The organism is Streptosporangium sp. NPDC004631, from assembly GCF_053601935.1.
The window spans coordinates 44297-60154 of sequence record NZ_JBSGCR010000020.1 but is presented as its reverse complement, the minus strand read 5'-3'; the positions used below and the strand labels follow the sequence as shown (position 1 = coordinate 60154).

General features: G+C 70.9%; 19 protein-coding genes. 7 read left to right on the top strand and 12 right to left on the bottom strand.

The features are described from left to right. Positions 1–58 precede the first annotated feature (58 nt). Positions 59–484 carry a D-aminoacyl-tRNA deacylase gene (gene dtd, locus ACWEF2_RS20505; RefSeq protein ID WP_355597918.1) on the bottom strand — a complete coding sequence of 142 codons (426 nt, stop codon included), beginning with the start codon at positions 482–484 and terminating at the stop codon, positions 59–61. A gap of 57 nt (positions 485–541) precedes the next feature. On the opposite strand from dtd, the gene ACWEF2_RS20500 reads away from it, so the two are divergent. Beyond that, positions 542–1483, top strand: coding sequence for an asparaginase (locus ACWEF2_RS20500; protein WP_453817373.1), 942 nt, complete (start codon positions 542–544; stop codon positions 1481–1483). Between the two features lie 460 nt (positions 1484–1943). Continuing rightward, a complete protein-coding gene (locus ACWEF2_RS20495) occupies positions 1944–2492 on the top strand; it encodes an SGNH/GDSL hydrolase family protein (RefSeq protein WP_453817371.1) in 549 nt (182 codons plus the stop codon). 30 nt (positions 2493–2522) lie between these two features. Here ACWEF2_RS20495 and ACWEF2_RS20490 read toward each other — a convergent pair whose 3' ends face one another. From ACWEF2_RS20490 to ACWEF2_RS20445, 10 genes are all read right to left on the bottom strand, one after another. After that, positions 2523–2846: a hypothetical protein gene (locus ACWEF2_RS20490; RefSeq protein WP_453817369.1), complete on the bottom strand. Its 324-nt coding sequence runs from the start codon at positions 2844–2846 to the stop codon at positions 2523–2525. A 171-nt stretch (positions 2847–3017) separates the two neighbouring features. Beyond that, the gene (locus ACWEF2_RS20485) at positions 3018–4232 is read right to left on the bottom strand and encodes a helix-turn-helix domain-containing protein (protein WP_453817367.1); all 1215 of its coding nucleotides are present in this window, start codon (positions 4230–4232) and stop codon (positions 3018–3020) included. Positions 4233–4832: 600 nt separating this feature from the next. Beyond that, positions 4833–5348: a GNAT family N-acetyltransferase gene (locus ACWEF2_RS20480; protein WP_453817365.1), complete on the bottom strand. Its 516-nt coding sequence runs from the start codon at positions 5346–5348 to the stop codon at positions 4833–4835. A gap of 174 nt (positions 5349–5522) precedes the next feature. Beyond that, positions 5523–5855 (bottom strand): DUF2516 family protein, encoded by a 333-nt coding sequence (locus tag ACWEF2_RS20475; protein ID WP_453817363.1) that lies wholly within the window; start codon positions 5853–5855, stop codon positions 5523–5525. A gap of 223 nt (positions 5856–6078) precedes the next feature. Then, the gene (locus ACWEF2_RS20470) at positions 6079–6510 is read right to left on the bottom strand and encodes a hypothetical protein (RefSeq protein WP_453817362.1); all 432 of its coding nucleotides are present in this window, start codon (positions 6508–6510) and stop codon (positions 6079–6081) included. A 3-nt stretch (positions 6511–6513) separates the two neighbouring features. Continuing rightward, entirely contained in the window at positions 6514–7041 is a 528-nt protein-coding gene (locus tag ACWEF2_RS20465; RefSeq protein ID WP_453817360.1) for a helix-turn-helix domain-containing protein, read from the bottom strand. Positions 7042–7140: 99 nt separating this feature from the next. Next, entirely contained in the window at positions 7141–8067 is a 927-nt protein-coding gene (locus ACWEF2_RS20460; RefSeq protein WP_453817358.1) for a M56 family metallopeptidase, read from the bottom strand. Next, positions 8064–8420: a BlaI/MecI/CopY family transcriptional regulator gene (locus tag ACWEF2_RS20455; RefSeq protein WP_453817357.1), complete on the bottom strand. Its 357-nt coding sequence runs from the start codon at positions 8418–8420 to the stop codon at positions 8064–8066. The genes ACWEF2_RS20460 and ACWEF2_RS20455 overlap by 4 nt, the downstream gene beginning before the upstream one ends. A gap of 204 nt (positions 8421–8624) precedes the next feature. After that, positions 8625–9431, bottom strand: coding sequence for a class I SAM-dependent methyltransferase (locus tag ACWEF2_RS20450; protein ID WP_453817355.1), 807 nt, complete (start codon positions 9429–9431; stop codon positions 8625–8627). Continuing rightward, positions 9428–10174 carry an SDR family oxidoreductase gene (locus ACWEF2_RS20445; protein WP_453817353.1) on the bottom strand — a complete coding sequence of 249 codons (747 nt, stop codon included), beginning with the start codon at positions 10172–10174 and terminating at the stop codon, positions 9428–9430. Before ACWEF2_RS20445 ends, ACWEF2_RS20450 begins: the two co-directional genes overlap by 4 nt. Positions 10175–10428: 254 nt before the next feature. Between ACWEF2_RS20445 and mshA the strand changes: the two genes are divergently transcribed. The 3 genes from mshA (at position 10429) to ACWEF2_RS20430 (ending at position 12984) form a co-directional block, all read left to right on the top strand. After that, positions 10429–11667, top strand: a complete 1239-nt coding sequence (mshA, locus tag ACWEF2_RS20440; protein WP_453817473.1) for a D-inositol-3-phosphate glycosyltransferase — start codon at positions 10429–10431, stop codon at positions 11665–11667. Positions 11668–11735: 68 nt separating this feature from the next. Further along, entirely contained in the window at positions 11736–12215 is a 480-nt protein-coding gene (locus ACWEF2_RS20435) for a YbjN domain-containing protein (RefSeq protein WP_453817352.1), read from the top strand. Positions 12216–12240: 25 nt separating this feature from the next. Further along, entirely contained in the window at positions 12241–12984 is a 744-nt protein-coding gene (locus ACWEF2_RS20430; protein WP_453817350.1) for a phosphoglyceromutase, read from the top strand. Between the two features lie 58 nt (positions 12985–13042). Here ACWEF2_RS20430 and phoU read toward each other — a convergent pair whose 3' ends face one another. Further along, entirely contained in the window at positions 13043–13702 is a 660-nt protein-coding gene (phoU, locus tag ACWEF2_RS20425; protein WP_355597886.1) for a phosphate signaling complex protein PhoU, read from the bottom strand. Positions 13703–13858: 156 nt separating this feature from the next. Between phoU and ACWEF2_RS20420 the strand changes: the two genes are divergently transcribed. Further along, a complete protein-coding gene (locus ACWEF2_RS20420; RefSeq protein WP_453817471.1) occupies positions 13859–15034 on the top strand; it encodes a sensor histidine kinase in 1176 nt (391 codons plus the stop codon). Continuing rightward, complete coding sequence (locus ACWEF2_RS20415) at positions 15031–15720, top strand: response regulator (RefSeq protein ID WP_453817348.1); 690 nt, start codon at positions 15031–15033, stop codon at positions 15718–15720. Before ACWEF2_RS20420 ends, ACWEF2_RS20415 begins: the two co-directional genes overlap by 4 nt. Positions 15721–15858: the final 138 nt, after the last annotated feature.

Below are 15858 nucleotides of genomic sequence, written 5' to 3'. Positions count from 1 at the left end.
GCGGATCATGCCGGGAAAGGCGGAGGGAGAGGCCGGAAAGGGGCGGCGACGAACCGGCTCAGACCTCCAGAATCAGGGTGATCGGGCCGTCGTTGGTCAGCCCGACCCGCATGTCGGCGCCGAACACCCCGGTCTCCACCTGGGCGCCCAGCCCGCGCAGTTCGGCGCAGACCGCCTCCACCAGCGGCTCGGCCACCGGTCCCGGCGCCGCGGCCTGCCAGGTGGGGCGGCGGCCCTTGCGCGCGTCGCCGTACAGGGTGAACTGACTGACCACGAGCAGTGGCGCCCCGATGTCGGAGCAGGACTTCTCGCCGGACAGGATCCGCAGCCCCCAGAGCTTGGCGGCGAGCCTGGCCGACTCCGCCGGGGTGTCGGTATGGGTCACCCCGACCAGCACCAGAAGTCCGGGCTCGTCGATCGCCCCGACCGTCACCCCGTCCACCTTCACCGAAGCGGAACTCACCCGCTGCACGACCGCACGCATACCTGCCATCATCTCGTCTTCCTCGCCCTCCATAGAATCCTGGCGAAAGGAGACACGTTGTCTGCTGAGTCGTTGGTCGTCGAGGTTGTCCGTTCGGGGTTCGTGGAGTCCGTTCACCGGGCGCGGATGCTGGTGGTGGACGCGGGTGGGGCCCCGGTGAGGGTGCACGGCGCGGTGGACGCCCTGGTCTCCCCGCGTTCGTCGATGAAGCCGTTCCAGGCGCTCGGCATGGTGCGCGCCGGGCTGGCCCTGGAGGGGGAGTCGCTCGCCCTGTCGTGTGCCAGCCACATGGGGGAGTCGTTCCACGTGGAGGGAGTTCAGAAGATCCTCATCGGCGCCGGGCTCGATGAGAGCGCGTTGCGCTGCCCCGAGGACCTTCCCGGGGACGTCGCCTCCCGTGAGAAGGTGCTGCGATCGGGTGGCGGACCGTCACGGATCTCCATGAACTGCTCGGGCAAGCACTCGGCGATGCTCGCCACCTGCGTGATCAACGACTGGCCGCTGGAGACCTACCTGGAGCCGGCGCATCCGCTGCAGAGGGTCATCCGTGACACGGTCGGCGAGCTGACCGGCGAGCGTGTCGCCGCCACCGGAGTGGACGGCTGCGGCGCTCCGCTGCTCTTCGTGTCGATGATGGGTGTGATCCGGGCCTTCCGCGCCCTCGTCCGGGCCGAGCCCGGCACCCCCGAGCGCCGTATCGCCGACGCGTTCCGGGCCCATCCCGAATGGACCTGCGGCACGACCCGGCCCGAGGTCCGGCTGATGCGGGCCTTCCCCGGTCTGATGGTCAAGTCCGGCGCGGAGGCGTTCAACGCGTTCGCCTTCGCCGACGGCCGCGCCGGAGTCGTCAAGATCGAGGACGGCGGCAACCGGGCCCAGGCCCCGGTCACCGTCGCGGCTCTGCGCGCCCTCGGCTTCGAGGCCGGGGAGCTCGACGACCTGGCGACCGGTGTGCTGCTCGGTGGCGGCCGTCCCGTCGGGGAGATCCGCCTGCGCTGATTCCCGGTACCGCGCCGAGTCCGTGTCGCGTCCGTGCCGGGCCCGCGCCGGACGGGTCCGGGTTCCCGCCTGTTCAGCAAGAACTCCGTGATCTGCCGGTTGCCCGTCCGGCCCGGATAGAATGCCGAACTGCTTTAGACGACCCTCTCGGGTGTTGACGCGAGGACCACCGTGCCGGGGAGCGTGGGTTCTGGCCGGTGAGTTCGAGCCGCCGTCCGCGCCCGTGCGGGTCGGTGCTCATATCGGCAGCCTGGAACATCCCCGAGGTGGCATGCGCGGGACTGTGTGTGGACGACCCCGAGCAGCCTTCGCCGCCGTTCTTGTGGTGATTTTCTGTCTTATTTCGGGATGTGGCGATGAAGCGGGGATCTATCCGAGCCCGGTCTCGGCGCCCGTATCCGTCCCCTCCCACCCCGTGGTCCCGATCCCCGCGCCGGGGCCGTTCAGGGCTCCGCTGGTCATGATCGTCGGAGACAGCTTCACCGTCGGGTCGGGCCCGGTCGAGCGCTGGGAGAGTTATCCGGCGCAGGTCGCGCGGGCGCTGGGCTGGCAGCTCGTCACCGCGGGCGCGCCCGGGACGGGCTTCGTCAATCCGGGGAGGGTGCGGCGGACCTTCCAGCGTTCGTTCGCCGAGGAGCTCTCCTGGCGCCCGGCCCCCGACCTGCTGATCATCTCCGGCGGGCACAACGACCGCACCACCCCCGGCAGGGTCCACGCGGCCGTGAGACGTCTGCTGGGGCTGATCCGCGTTCACTGGCCGCAGACCCGGATCGTGGTGGTCGGCCCCATCTGGATGGGGCCGGCCCCCCGCTGGGCCTACGGCGTCAGGGATGCCGTCGCGGTCGCCGCGGGGGAGGAGAAGGTGTCCTTCCTGGACCCGCTCGGCCAGAACTGGGGAAATGGGGCGATCCTGCCGGACGGCGTCCACCCCACCCCCCGGGGCCACGTACGGCTCGCGCACTGGCTGGTCACCGCGCTCCGCGAGCACGGAGCGGGAATGGACGGCTGAGGAGGGGTACGGGGCCGGGGGCGGCCTCGTTCACAGGGGGTCGCCGGTGAGTTGCCGGGGTTCGGGGTGCTGTTCACGCAGGCGGGTGTAGTGGAGGGCGACCCGCTGGGCGGCTCGCTCGGGCTCGCTCGCCCTGTGTGAGGCGTAGACCGATCGGCGCTGCCGGGTGTCCCACCCCGCGCACCACCAGAACCGGTCGCCGTTGGACCAGACCACCAGGCCGGTCCAGACCGATATGAGCGCCAGGCCGTAGCCGTCGTGAACGTCGACGGTGATTCCGTGCCGGATCAGGGCCTCGCGCAGCCGTTCGGCCGCCCGCACCGCTCTGGAGCCGTGCGGCGACATCGCGATCACGCCCTGTGTCCTGCTGTGCTCGTCACCCCGTCGTGCGCCATCTTGGCCTCCAAGGTCGGAATCATTGGATTCGGGCGGCGAAGGCCGTGCTTTTCTCCGCCATGGCGACCTTATGAATCATCACGGCCGTCAAAGTTCACGGTTCCCGTGAACAAATCGTTCGAATGTGGATTAGAACACCATGCGATTCTCTAGTCTGCGGAGCTCCTCCGGAATGCTGCGGTGGTAAAAACCGAGCTGCCGGACGGTCTCTCGCGCCGTAGGGTGCAGCCGCACCATTTGTGGGGCAATTCGCTCGGCATTGAGTATGCGCCTCAGCGCCCTGTCGTGATCGTTGAGCGACAGGTGGGCTCTGGCCATGTCGATCTCGTGGTGGGCCCTGCGCTCGGCGTAGAGCCCGGGGGGCGGTCTGAAGTCCGCGTCCAGACGGACGGCCTTGTCGTAGTCGCCCAGCTCCGTCGCCACCGCGCAGCCGTGGATCACCACGTTGAACGGGTTGACCTGCAGCCCGTACGGATCGAGCCGATCGCGCGGGCTGATCCGGGAGGCCGCCTCGCCCGCGAGGCCGTGGTGCTCCCAGGCCTCCGACTGCCGCCCCAGCCGGGCGGCTGAGACGGCCGCGCGCAGGTGGAGCGACCCGTAGACCTCCAGTCCCACCGGTCCGGAACGATCCACATCGCGCGCCGCCCGTCTCACCATGGCCAGCGCGATGTCCTCCGACCCGAGGGTGAGCAGCAGGAGCGCGCGGGACAGCGAGACCAGGTGTCGCAGATGCGGGTCGTCGGCGCGGAGCGCGGCGACCGCGGCCCGTTCGACGGCGACGTGAGCCAGGTCGTGGTAGCCGAGGCGGCGGGTTAGGGAGATCGCGATGGCGTACGCGTGGTTCAGGAGGCGCCAGGCCCTTGACGCCCCCGACTCCACCGCGTGAACCGTCAGCTCCTCCATGATCGCCGGTAGGCGGCCTCCGAGGCTGATGTGCGCGGCGGCCCCCTGGAGCCTCTGGAGCCTGCCCAGCTCCAGGGTCAACTCGTTGAGCGACCTCGGGGGGACCTCCAGCTCCGGAGAGATGTCGGCGTACGACAGCGCGCGCCTGACCGCGGGCATCGTCGCGTGTACGGCGTCGGTGCGCTTGTCCGAGCCCCTGTAGGGCTGACCGTTGATCTCGGCGGCGTCGACCGCGCAGGCCCTGGCCACCGCCGCGACAAACGACGGGGTGGCCGGTTTATGGCCCGACTCGACCTGTGCGATCAGACTGCGGGAGACATTTGCCTTGGCCGCCAGGCCGGTCTGGGTGAGTCCTCGCCGTTTCCGCGCCCGAGCGATTCGGCGACCTGTCGTTTCGCTCTCGCCACCGCCTGGATCAAGGTTCCAATCGCGCCCGGACATCTCTGCTCCCCCTCGCGTTCGCGCGGCAATTCCACGATAACGGCCCGTCGCTTTGGAGAGGCGAATATTCGTTTCGGGCGTCCCATTGGTTTTCCCGTTCGCGGGTGATTTCGCGGGTGGCCTTAAGGCGGTGGGCCGGTGGCGCTGAGGGTATGCGGCGGTGCCGGGCACGCGGTGCGGTGGGAGCCGGACGTGGGCGGTCCGTCGAGCGGCGGCCACCGGTGGGTTCCGGTGGCCGCCGCCGTCCGTGGCGCTCCGCCCGGCCCTTCCTGACCCGGCGCCCGGTCAGGCCGGCGTGACCGCCACGAGCTTGTCCGGCGACTTCCGTCCCCGGCGGGACTCGTCGATCAGGGGCTCTGTTCCGCGCCGGTCGCCGTCGTCGCCCATCGCCGCGAGTGGTACGGCGTGCCGCTCCCTGAGCGAACCCGGCGGGTGTCCGGGACGTGATGGGGACCCCTGCCTCCGTGGTGGTCGGGGGAGGCGCGGGTGGACCCGGCATGCTCCCCCTGTGCAGATTCTGTGCGGGTAAGAGCGCTTCGGTGAACGTAGCATCGCCTCAGAGGCGTCAGGAGACGTTTCCGGAAAATTGCTGAACAGGTCTCAGGTTTTCCGCGCCGCCCAGTCGGGGGCGAGGATCGACATCATGATCGCGTTGTGCCAGCCGCCGTTCCAGCGCAGCGCGTCGCGGCGCACCCCCTCCTCGACGAAGCCGACCTTGCGGTACACATGGGCCGCCCGGTCGTTGAAGTCGAAGACCTCCAGGCTGATCCGGTGCAGATCCGTGGTGCTGAAGGTGTGGTCGAGCACCAGCCGGATCGCCTCGGTGCCGTAGCCCCTGCCGAACGCCCGGGGGCCGACCAGGGCGATGCGCAGGTTGCAGGAGAGGTTGTCGGCGTCGAGTTCGTTGAGCACCACCTCGCCGACGTAGGCGTCGTCCTCGGCGGTGCAGATCGCCAGGTCCAGCCGGTCGTCGTGGTCGCCGCGAGAGCCGTACCACCAGCCGACGCCGAACCGGTCGAACGGGGCGTGGGATCCGGTCAGCCGGACGGTCTCCGGATTGTTGACCAGCTCCCAGAGGCCGTCCACGTACTCGGGACCGACGGGCCGGAGCGTCACGCGCTCCCCTGCCAGGGTGGGTTTCCTCGCGAACATCACCCCGAGTGTCTACCTGTCCGAATGTGATTCGGGCAACTGTGTTCTCGGGCGTCCCCCGGCAGGCCCGGGGCAGGGCGGGAACGCCGGGGAGCGGCGAGGGGCCGGCTGAGGGGCGTCGCCGGCGCGGGTCGCCGGTTACCAGGGGCCGTAGGGGCCCTGGTTGCCGCCCTTGCCGATCTCGCTCACGGCGGGCTTCACGTCGGCCAGGTAGATTCCGGCGGCGATGACCGCGGCGATGGCGAAGAAGTTGAGCTGGCCGAGGCCGCTCCCGAAGTAGCCGACGGCGGAGGCGAACGAGAACAGCGTCGCCAGTGACAGAATGATCAGCCAGAGCTTCTTGCTCTGCTTGCCGGTGATCGCGAAGGCTCGCGCGGGCGTGCGGACCGAGTGGAACAGGGCCCAGGCCGACATGCCGAAAGCGATGATGCTGAGAATCCAGAAGATGAGGTTCAGGCCCTCGAAGATCATCGTTGCTCCAACGCGCTTGTTTCGCCGGTTGGCCCCAGCCTAGTGCCGAAAACCCCCTCCGCGTCGTGCCCGGCCCCACAGATGCGTGATCCGGCCGGGACGGCGGAAGGCCCGCCCCGGTGGGACGGGCCTTCCGGGCAGGGGTCGCTCCGGCGTTGCAGGGGCCGCTCCGGCGTTTCCGCCCCGGAGGGCGCTCCCACCTTCGGAACCTCCGAGACCCCGGTCAGGACTTCGTGGAGGTGGTCCTCGGGGTGCGGGCGTTCTTCCTGGTGGACTGGGTGGCGGTCGCGGGCCGGGCGGCCATGGAGACCTCCTTCAGCTCCAGGGCCGCGTCGCCGCTCGTCTTGGAGACGACCTTGCGACCGCGGCTGGCGAACTCCTCGTAGAGCCTGGTGGCCCTGACGGTGAACTGGTCGGCGTAGCCGCGCGCCTTCTGGGGGAGGTCCTTGGCGTACCCCTCGGCCTTGCCGGCGAACTCCTTGGCCTTCTCCGGGAGGTCCTTGGCGGCCTCGCGGATCTCCCCGCGGCGGCTCTGCAGCCGCTGGATCTGCTCGGGGAGCTCACGGAGCTTCTCGACCGCGAAGTCGCCGGCGCCGGCGACGGCGTAGAACGGCTTGGACTCGGCCAGTTTCCTGACTTCGGTAGCGAGGGTCATGGGTTAACCTTTCCTGGATTCCGGTGTGACGTTTTCGCTGCCCAAGGGCGCCGCGTAGGGCTTCAACGCGGTGAGATACCCCTCGGGCGGTGGAGCCTCGCCGTTCGGCGAGGAGTCCGCGTCGCCCCCACGGGGCCCCGGTGCGGGATGCGCTTTCTGGGAGGTCTGCGCGTCGCCGGCCGGGGCTTCGACCCGGTTCTCCTTGCGGAACGACTCGTAGATGTCGATCAGCACCTGGCGCTGGCGCTCGGTGATGAGACGGTCGGCCCTGATCGCGGTCAGCACGTCGCTGTCCGGCTCGCGCTCCTCGATGAGCCCGGCCTGGACGTAGAGCGCCTGCGAGGAGATGTGCAGACCCTTGGCGATCTGGTTCAGGATCTCCGCGCTGGGCTTGCGCAACCCTCTTTCGATCTGGCTGAGGTAGGGGTTGGAGACCCCCGCCGCCGCGGCGAGCTGGCGCAGCGAGATCTTCGCGTGCGTGCGCTGCTCACGGATGTATTCGCCGATCGAGCCGACCTTGGGTAGTGCCATGACGCCAGTCTGCCGGACGCTGCTTGCAATTGCAAACGCTTTGGCTAACGGTTGCAAGCACTTTGCCGGGGGGTGGCGATGGGGTCGGCGGGGCGGGGGTCAGTGCGGTATCAGCCAGAGCAGCGGGGCGGAGGCCGTCAGGGTGACGGAGAAGGCGACGATGGAGTAGCGGATCCGGCGGGGAAGCACCGGCGCCGGGGTGACCAGGCGCTCGACCCGGGCCATCACCGCGGCGCACGAGTCGGAGACGCCCAGGGCGCCCTGCGGGGTGGAGGCGGCACCCGCCGTACCGAAGCGGAGCAGGGCCGTGGCCAGACGGCGTGGCGAGCAGTAGCGGCGGGCGACGTCGTCGGCGGCCATCTCGACCAGCAGGCCGACCTCGTTCTGCACCTCGCCGACCACCCGTGACCAGGGCAGTGCCCGGCGCAGCGCGGCGAACGGCAGCAGCACCAGGTCGTGGCGCTCGCGGACGTGCGCGGACTCGTGGGCGAGCACCGCGGTCAGCTCGGCGGGGGAGAGCAGCTTCAGGGTCCCCGCGCTGACCACCACCTGGGAGCGGAGGCCGGGAACGCAGTAGGCGGCGGGGCCCGGGTGGTCGACCACCCGCACCCCGGGGAACTCGGGGTCCTCCCGGGCGACGAGGGCGAGCAGGGTGCGGTGGTGCTGCCGGGCGCGGAACGTCTGCACGCCCGCGGTGAGGAGCACCACGATCAGCACGGTGAGCGCGGTCAGCCCGACGATGAGCGCCAGGATTCTCGGCAGGGTGTACGGCTCGGGCAGCCCGTAGCCGCCGTTGAGGGCCGAGGCGGCGAAGGCGCGCAGACCCTGCAGCACGCCCTGACCGTAGGGCTCCAGGGCGTAGGACAGCAGGGCGCCGGTTCCGGCCAGGCCCCAGGTGACGCCGAGCGCCTGCCACAGGACGATGGCCACGTGCGGGGCGCGATAGGACCACCGAGCCCGGGTGAGCCTCCAGGCTCCGACCGCGCAGACCAGGGCGAGGGTCGCCAGGACTGCTGCGGTGATCACTCGTCCTCCAGCTCCGTCAGGGCTCTGAGCAGGATCTCGGCCTCGCTGCCCGAGACGGCCTGGGCGAACCGGGTAAGGGCCGCCGACCGGTCTCCGGTCATGTCGAGAGCCTCAAGCATAAGCTCCGCGACGTACGCGTCGCGGCTCTCGGCCGGCTCGTAGCGCCACGCGCGCCCGTCCCGGGTGCGGACCAGGAAGCCTTTCCTGGTCAACCGGTCGAGCACCGTCATCACGGTGGTGGGCGCGAGATCCCGGTCGGCGATCAGACGCCCGACCTCGCGCGCCGTCACCGAGGACGGCTGTGCCCAGATGATGTCCATGATAGTGCGTTCAAGCTCGCCCAGTCCCTTCACACGAATAAGCCTAACTCCTGCACCACGAGGGGTAGTACTACGGGTTGTCGAGTGATTTCCGTCACGTTGACCGGGCCGCGCGCGTCTTTACGGTCGCCGAGACCATGTATATCTCGTTCCGGTCGTCGCCGAGGACGGGGCGGACGCTCCGGGGCGCCGTGGAAAGGCCGCCCGCGGGGGTGTCCGGGGAGCGTCCCGGGAGGGTCAGCGGGGCCGTCCGGCCGGATCGGGGGCCAGCGCCGCCCAGGGAAGCGTCAACTCGCCGAGCCGCCAGCGCGACCGCCCGCCGAGCGGCGGGGCCGGGGCCACCGGCCACGTCCCGGCGAGCGTCCGCGCGGTGGCGATCCAGCGCTGGCGGAAGCCGTACGCGCCGAGGGGGGCGTTGACCGCCCAGGCGTGGTCGAAGTCACGCAGGAAGGCGTGGATGGGCTCGCCGGGGACGTTGCGGTGGATCAGGGTCTTGGGGAGGCGCTCGGCGAGGTCCGAGGGGCGATCGAAGCCGCCGAACCGGGCGGAGAAGGTCAGCGTCCTGGGGCCCGCGGCGTCGAGCCCGGCCCAGACCGCGCGGTGGCCCACCTCCGAGCAGGTGCCCTCGACGATCACCCCGCCCGGGGCGACCTTCGTGCCGAGCGTCGCCCAGTGGTCCCACGCCTCGGCCTCGCCGTACTGCCTGAGCACGTTGAACGCCCGGATCAGCAGGGGCGGCCGGCTCACCGGGAGCTCGAAGCCGCCGAGCGCGAAGGACAGGCCGGCCCGCTCGTACGGCTTGGCCCCGGCCACCCTGGCCGGGTCGATCTCGACGCCGACGACCTCGACCGACGGGCAGATTCTCCGCAGCCGCGTGAACAGCTCCGAGGTCGTGGTGTGCGAGGCCCCGTAGCCGAGGTCGACCACCAGCGGGCGGTCCGCCGATCGCAGCAGGCCGCCGTGGACGGCGGCGATCCACCGGTCGGCCCGCCGGAGCCGGTTGTGCCCCGTCGTCCCCCTGGTGATCTCCCCGATCGGCTTCACCTCGGCTGGACGCGGTGGAGCTTGTACTGGGCGGCCTGGGCGCGGGGACGTATCACCAGGCGATCGATGTTGACGTGGGCGGGCCGGGTGACGCACCAGGCGACGGCGTCGGCCACGTCGTCGGCCGAGAGCGGGCCGGGGACGCCCTGGTAGACGCGGTCCGCGGCGGCCGAGTCGCCGCGGAGGCGGTTCAGTGAGAACTCCTCGGTGTGGACCAGGCCGGGGGCCACCTCGACGACCCGGACCGGCTCGCCGCACAGCTCCAGCCTGAGCACCTCGGTCATCGAGGTCTGGGCGTGCTTGGCCGCGTTGTAGCCGCCACCGCCCTCGTAGGAGACCAGTCCGGCGACCGAGGTCAGCATGACCAGCACGCCGTCGCCCGACGCGACGAGGCCGGGCAGCAGTGCCTGGGTCACCCGGAGCGTGCCGAGCACGTTGACGTCGTACATCCGCTGCCAGTCGGCCACGTCCCCCTTCGCCACCGGCTCCACCCCGATCGCGCCGCCGGCGTTGTTGACGAGCACGTCACAGCGGTCCAGCGAGGCGGCCAGCGCGTCCACCGACTCCTGGGAGGTCACGTCCAGGGTCGCCGCGCGGATCCCGGGAACCTCCGCGGCGAGCCTGTCCAGCCGGTCCCGGCGCCGGGCGGCGGCCACCACGTCGAACCCCTCGGCGGCCAGGCGGCGGGCCGTCGCCTCGCCGATCCCGCTGCTGGCGCCGGTCACCACTGCTGTCCTCGTCATGGTCCTCCATCCTGCCAGCATGCCGCCGGAGCCTCTCGGCGCCGGTCTCCCGGCGTCCGCGAGCCGGGAGCCGGGATCCGGGCCGGGAGTCACGGCGGGAATCCCGGGGGAGTCGAGCGGGGAATCACGGGGGGAATCGAGAGGAGACGGAGTGGGAATGGAGTGGGAATGTTGCGCCCTCTTGAGTGGTTATAGCCCTCTCGGAGGTGGTGTCGGTGAGGCGACGGCGGGTCAACCGGGTCGCGACGATCAGCATGCACACGTCCCCCCTGGATCAACCGGGGACCGGGGACGCGGGCGGTATGAACGTCTACATCGTGGAGGCGGCCAAGCGTCTGGCCAGGCTCGGGGTGGAGGTCGAGATCTTCACCAGGCAGACGGCCCGTGATCTGCCGCCGGTCGCCGAGATCGTCCCCGGCGTGTCCGTCCGGCACGTCACCGCGGGGCCGTACGAGGAGCTCGACAAGCGCGACCTGCCGGGCCAGCTGTGCGGGTTCCTGTCGGGGGTGCTGCGCACCGAGGCCATGTACGAGCCGGGCCGCTACGACGTGATCCACTCCCATTACTGGCTCTCCGGTCAGGTGGGCTGGCTGGCCAAGGAGCGCTGGGGGGTGCCGCTGGTGCACACCATGCACACCATGGCCAAGGTGAAGAACCTCCTGCTCGCCACCGACGACCGGCCGGAGCCGCCCATCCGGGTGATGGGCGAGCAGCAGGTCGTCGAGATCGCCGACCGCCTGGTGGCCAACACCCCGACCGAGGCCAGGGAGCTCGTCGACCTGTACGGCGCGGCCCCCGGCCGCGTCGAGGTCGTCAACCCCGGGGTCAACCTCGCCGTCTTCAGACCCGGGCCCATGGGGGAGTCCCGCCGGCGGCTCAACCTGCCGCAGGACGCCCGCGTGCTGCTGTTCGTGGGACGTGTGCAGCCGCTCAAGGCCCCCGACGTACTGCTGCGCGCCGCGGCCCGGATGCTCATCGACGATCCGTCGCTCCGCTCCAGGCTCGTCGTCGCCTGCGTCGGCGGCCCCAGCGGCAACGGCCTGGCCCGGCCCTCCTACCTGACCGAGGTGGCCGCCTCGCTGGGCATCTCGGACGTGGTCAGGATCGTTCCCCCCGCGCCCCAGTGGGAGCTCGCCGACTGGTACCGCGCGGCCGACGTGACCGTGGTCCCCTCGCACAGCGAGTCGTTCGGCCTGGTCGCCCTGGAGTCCCAGGCGTGCGGCACCCCGGTCGCCGCGGCCTCCGTGGGAGGGTTGCGCACCGCCGTACGCGACGGTGTCTCCGGCGTGCTCGTCGAGGGGCACGACCCGCACGACTGGGCGCGGGTGCTCGGCGGGTTCGTGCGCCGGCCGGCCTGGCGCGACGCGCTGTCGGCCGGGGCGGTGACGCAGGCCGCGGCCTTCGGCTGGTCGGCCACCGCGGCCAGGCTCGCCGACGTCTACGCCGAGGCGATGGCGCACCTGCACCGCGTCCCGATCGCGGTCAGCTCGTAGGGCGGCTCGCGGGGTGGGCGGCGCTCGGCGGGTGAGCGCGTGGGAGATCCGGCTCGTAGGGTGGGCGCATGCGTGAAGTGATCGAGGCGGCGCTGAAGGGTGCCGGGGCGTCGTTCGAGGAGCCCAGGCCCGGCGCCTTCCTGGTGCGGCTGCCCGGCCTGCACAAGCTCGCGACCATGACGTGGCTGATCGTCGGGGACCAGGCCCTGCACGTGGAGGCGTTCTTCTGCCGGCAGCCCGACGAGAACCACGCCGAGTTCTACCGCTGGCTGCTCACCAGGAACGGCTCCACCTACGGCGTGCACTTCGCCCTCGACACGGTCGGCGACGTGTACCTGGTGGGCCGGGTGCCGCTGGAGGCGATCTCCGAAACGGAGATCGACCGGCTGCTCGGCTGTGTGCTGACCTACTCCGACGAGAGCTTCGACCGCGCCCTGGAGCTCGGCTTCGCCTCCTCGATCCGGCGGGAGTGGGAGTGGCGTGCCAAGCGCGGCGAGTCGCTCGCCAACCTGCGGGCGTTCGCCCGCTTCGCCGACCCCGGGCGCTGAACGGCCGCCCACTAAGCTGGTCCGTATGGCGACTTTGGTGCTGCTGCGGCATGGTGAGAGTGAGTGGAACGCTAAGGGCTTGTTCACCGGGTGGGTGGACGCCGGGCTCTCCGCCCGGGGCGAGGAGGAGGCGCGTCGCGGCGGGCGGCTGCTGCTGGACGCCGGAGTACGGCCCGACGTGGTGCACACCTCGCTGCTGACCCGGGCCATCCAGACGGCCAACCTCGCGCTGGGCGCCGCCGACCTGCTCTGGCTCCCGGTCACCCGGTCCTGGCGGCTCAACGAGCGCCACTACGGCGCGTTGCAGGGCAAGGACAAGGCGCAGACCCGCGCCGAGTTCGGCGACGAGCAGTTCATGCTCTGGCGCCGCTCCTACGACACCCCGCCGCCCCCCATCGCCGACGACGACGAGTTCTCGCAGGCCGGCGAGGCGCGCTACGCGCTGCTGCCCGGCGAGCTGCTGCCGAGGACCGAGTGCCTCAAGGACGTCGTCGAGCGCATGCTGCCCTACTGGTACGACGCGGTCGTGCCGGACCTGTCGGCGGGCAGGACCGTGCTGGTCGTGGCGCACGGCAACTCGCTCAGGGCGCTGGTCAAGCACCTGGACGGGATCGGCGACGACGCGATCGCCGGGCTCAACATCCCCACCGGCATCCCGCTCCTGTACGAGCTGGACGACGACTTCCACCCGATCGTCAAGGGGGGCCGCTATCTCGACCCCGAGGCGGCCGACGCGGCCATCGAGGCCGTGGCCAACCAGGGCAGGTAGCCCGAGGACGTGTGAGGGGGCCCGCCGGATCGGCGGGCCCCCTCACACTCCGCGGATCTCACAGGACGTCGGCGTCCGGTGTCCGGGAGCCGGTCACCAGATACACCACGTCGTGGGCGACGCGGACCGCGTGGTCGGCGTAACGCTCGTAGTAGCGGCCGATCAAGGTCACGTCGATGGCCGGCTCGACGCCGTACTTCCAGTCGTCGGCCATCAGGACCTTGAACAGCCTGCGGTGCAGCCTGTCCATCGCGTCGTCGTCGGAGTCCAGCTCCAGCGCCGTCTCCACGTCGCGCGAGGCGATGCAGCTGCCGGTCTTGGCGATCAGCCGCTCGGCGATCTGGCCCATCTCCACGATGGTGGAGCGGAGCTCCGGCGGGACCGCCGACTCCGGGTGGCGGAGCCGGGCGACCTTCGCCACGTGCTCGGCCAGGTCACCCATCCGTTCGAGGTCGGTGCCCATCCGCAGGGCCGCGATGATCATCCGGAGGTCGACGGCCACCGGCTGCTGCCTGGCCATCAGGTCGAAGATCGACAGTTCGATCTCCGCGAAGACCCGGTTGACCTCCTCGTCCTGCGAGATGACGCTCTCGGCGAGCTGAAGGTCGGAGTCCAAAAGTGCGGTGGTGGCCCGGGATATCGCCGATCTCACCAGTCGGGTCATCTCGACCAGCCGGCCGGTGAGGGCATCGAGGTCTTCATGGTAGGCGTCGCGCATGGGGTTCACGGTACGTGTGCGTTGGTGAACGAACCTAGACCGTAAAGTGAACTTTGTGGGAAAGGCCGTGTCGGCACCCCCTGAGCTGCCCCAACGGGAAAACCCTCGCCTACCATCGGGATGTGAAGCCTACAGGAGGATCACGTGAGTGAGCTGATGGCGATCCTGGCCGCGCTGGCCGGGTTCGTCGTGGGGGCGCTGGCGGTGATGGTCGTCCGCCGGAACGCCGGACGGCGACGGGTGGTGGCGGACGAGGTCGAGCCCGCCCCGCTGCCCCAGGGGGTCGCCTCGGTGCTGGCCGTACTGCCGTCCTCGGCGGTCGTGCTCGACAAGGAGGACCGGGTGCTGCGGGCCAGTCTGGCCGCGCGGGCGTTCGGTCTGGTGAGAGGCGACCATCTGATGGCGGCCGAGCTGCTCGCGCTGGCCAGGCAGGTGCGCAGGGACGGCGAGATCAGGGAGAGCGAGATCGAGGTGGCCGGGCACAAGTTCGGTCAGGAGTCGACCAGTTTCGCGGTCCGGGTAGCCCCCCTGGGGGCCCACGGCCAGGTGCTCGTCCTCGCCGAGGACCAGACCGAGCACCGGCGGGTCGAGGCGGTCCGCCGCGACTTCGTCGCCAACGTGAGCCACGAGCTCAAGACGCCGGTGGGGGCGCTGTCGCTGCTGGCGGAGACCATCCAGGACGCCGCCGACGACCCCGAGGCGGTCACCCGCTTCGCCGGGCGCATGCAGCACGAGGCCGCCCGGCTCACCTATCTCGTCCAGGACCTCATCACCCTCTCCCGGATCCAGGGGGCCGACCCCGTCCCCACTCCCGGCCCGGTCCCGGTCGACGAGGCCGTGCACGAGGCCATCGACCGCTGCAACACCCCGGCGGCGGCCAAGGACATAACGCTGGTGACCGGAGGAGTCGAGGGGCTGCGGATATGGGGCGACGACGAGCTTCTCGTCACCGCGCTGCGCAACCTCATCGACAACGCGATCTCCTACAGCCCCGAGCACACCCGCGTCGTGGTCAGCGCGCGCACGACGGGCCTCCACAACGAATCGGTCGAGATCAGCGTGAGCGACCAGGGGATCGGCATCCCGGAGAACGCCCAGGAACGCATCTTCGAGCGGTTCTTCCGCGCCGACGCCGCCCGCTCGCGCGCCACCGGTGGCACGGGCCTCGGCCTGGCCATCGTCAAGCACGTCGCCGCCGCCCACAACGGCGCGGTCACGGTGTGGAGCAAGGAAGGCTCGGGCTCCACCTTCACCCTCCGCCTGCCCGCCCTCGGCGGCACGGCGGTGGCCGTACCACGTACCACCACGATCCCCCAGGAGGCCGAGCGGTGACTCGCGTGCTCGTTGTCGAAGACGAGGAGTCGTTCTCCGACGCCCTGTCGTACATGCTGCGCAAGGAGGGTTTCGAGGTCGCAGTGGCGGCCACCGGGCCCGAGGCACTCGACGCCTTCGACCACAACGGCGCCGATCTGGTGCTGCTCGACCTGATGCTGCCCGGCCTGCCGGGCAGCGAGGTCTGCCGTTCGCTGCGCCAGCGTTCCAAGGTTCCCGTGATCATGCTCACCGCCAAGGACAGCGAGATCGACAAGGTCGTCGGACTGGAGCTGGGCGCCGACGACTACGTGACCAAGCCGTTCTCCTCCAGGGAACTGGTGGCCCGCATCCGCGCGGTGCTGCGCCGGCAGGGGGACGTGGAGGGGGCGGAGACGGCCGTGCTGGCCGCCGGCCCGGTCCGGATGGACGTCGACCGGCACATCGTCGCGGTGCGCGGCGCCCAGGTGCAGTTTCCGCTGAAGGAGTTCGAGCTGCTGGAGGTCCTGCTCCGCAACGCCGGCCGGGTGCTCACCCGGGGCCAGCTCATCGACCGCGTCTGGGGCGCCGACTACGTGGGCGACACCAAGACCCTGGACGTGCACGTCAAACGATTGCGCGCCAAGGTCGAGGCCGACCCGTCCACCCCCCGCCACATCCTCACCGTCCGCGGCCTGGGCTACAAGTTCGACCCCGCGGAGGATTGAGACCGCGGGCTTTCCCGGGAGCCTCCGGGGGCCCTCGGCCCGCCGTCGCCGGTCCGGCGGGGGACGCGTACGACAGGGGGGTACGGCTCGCGCGAGCCGTACCCCCCTGTCTGTCGTCTCCTACCGTCCTTCCGCGGG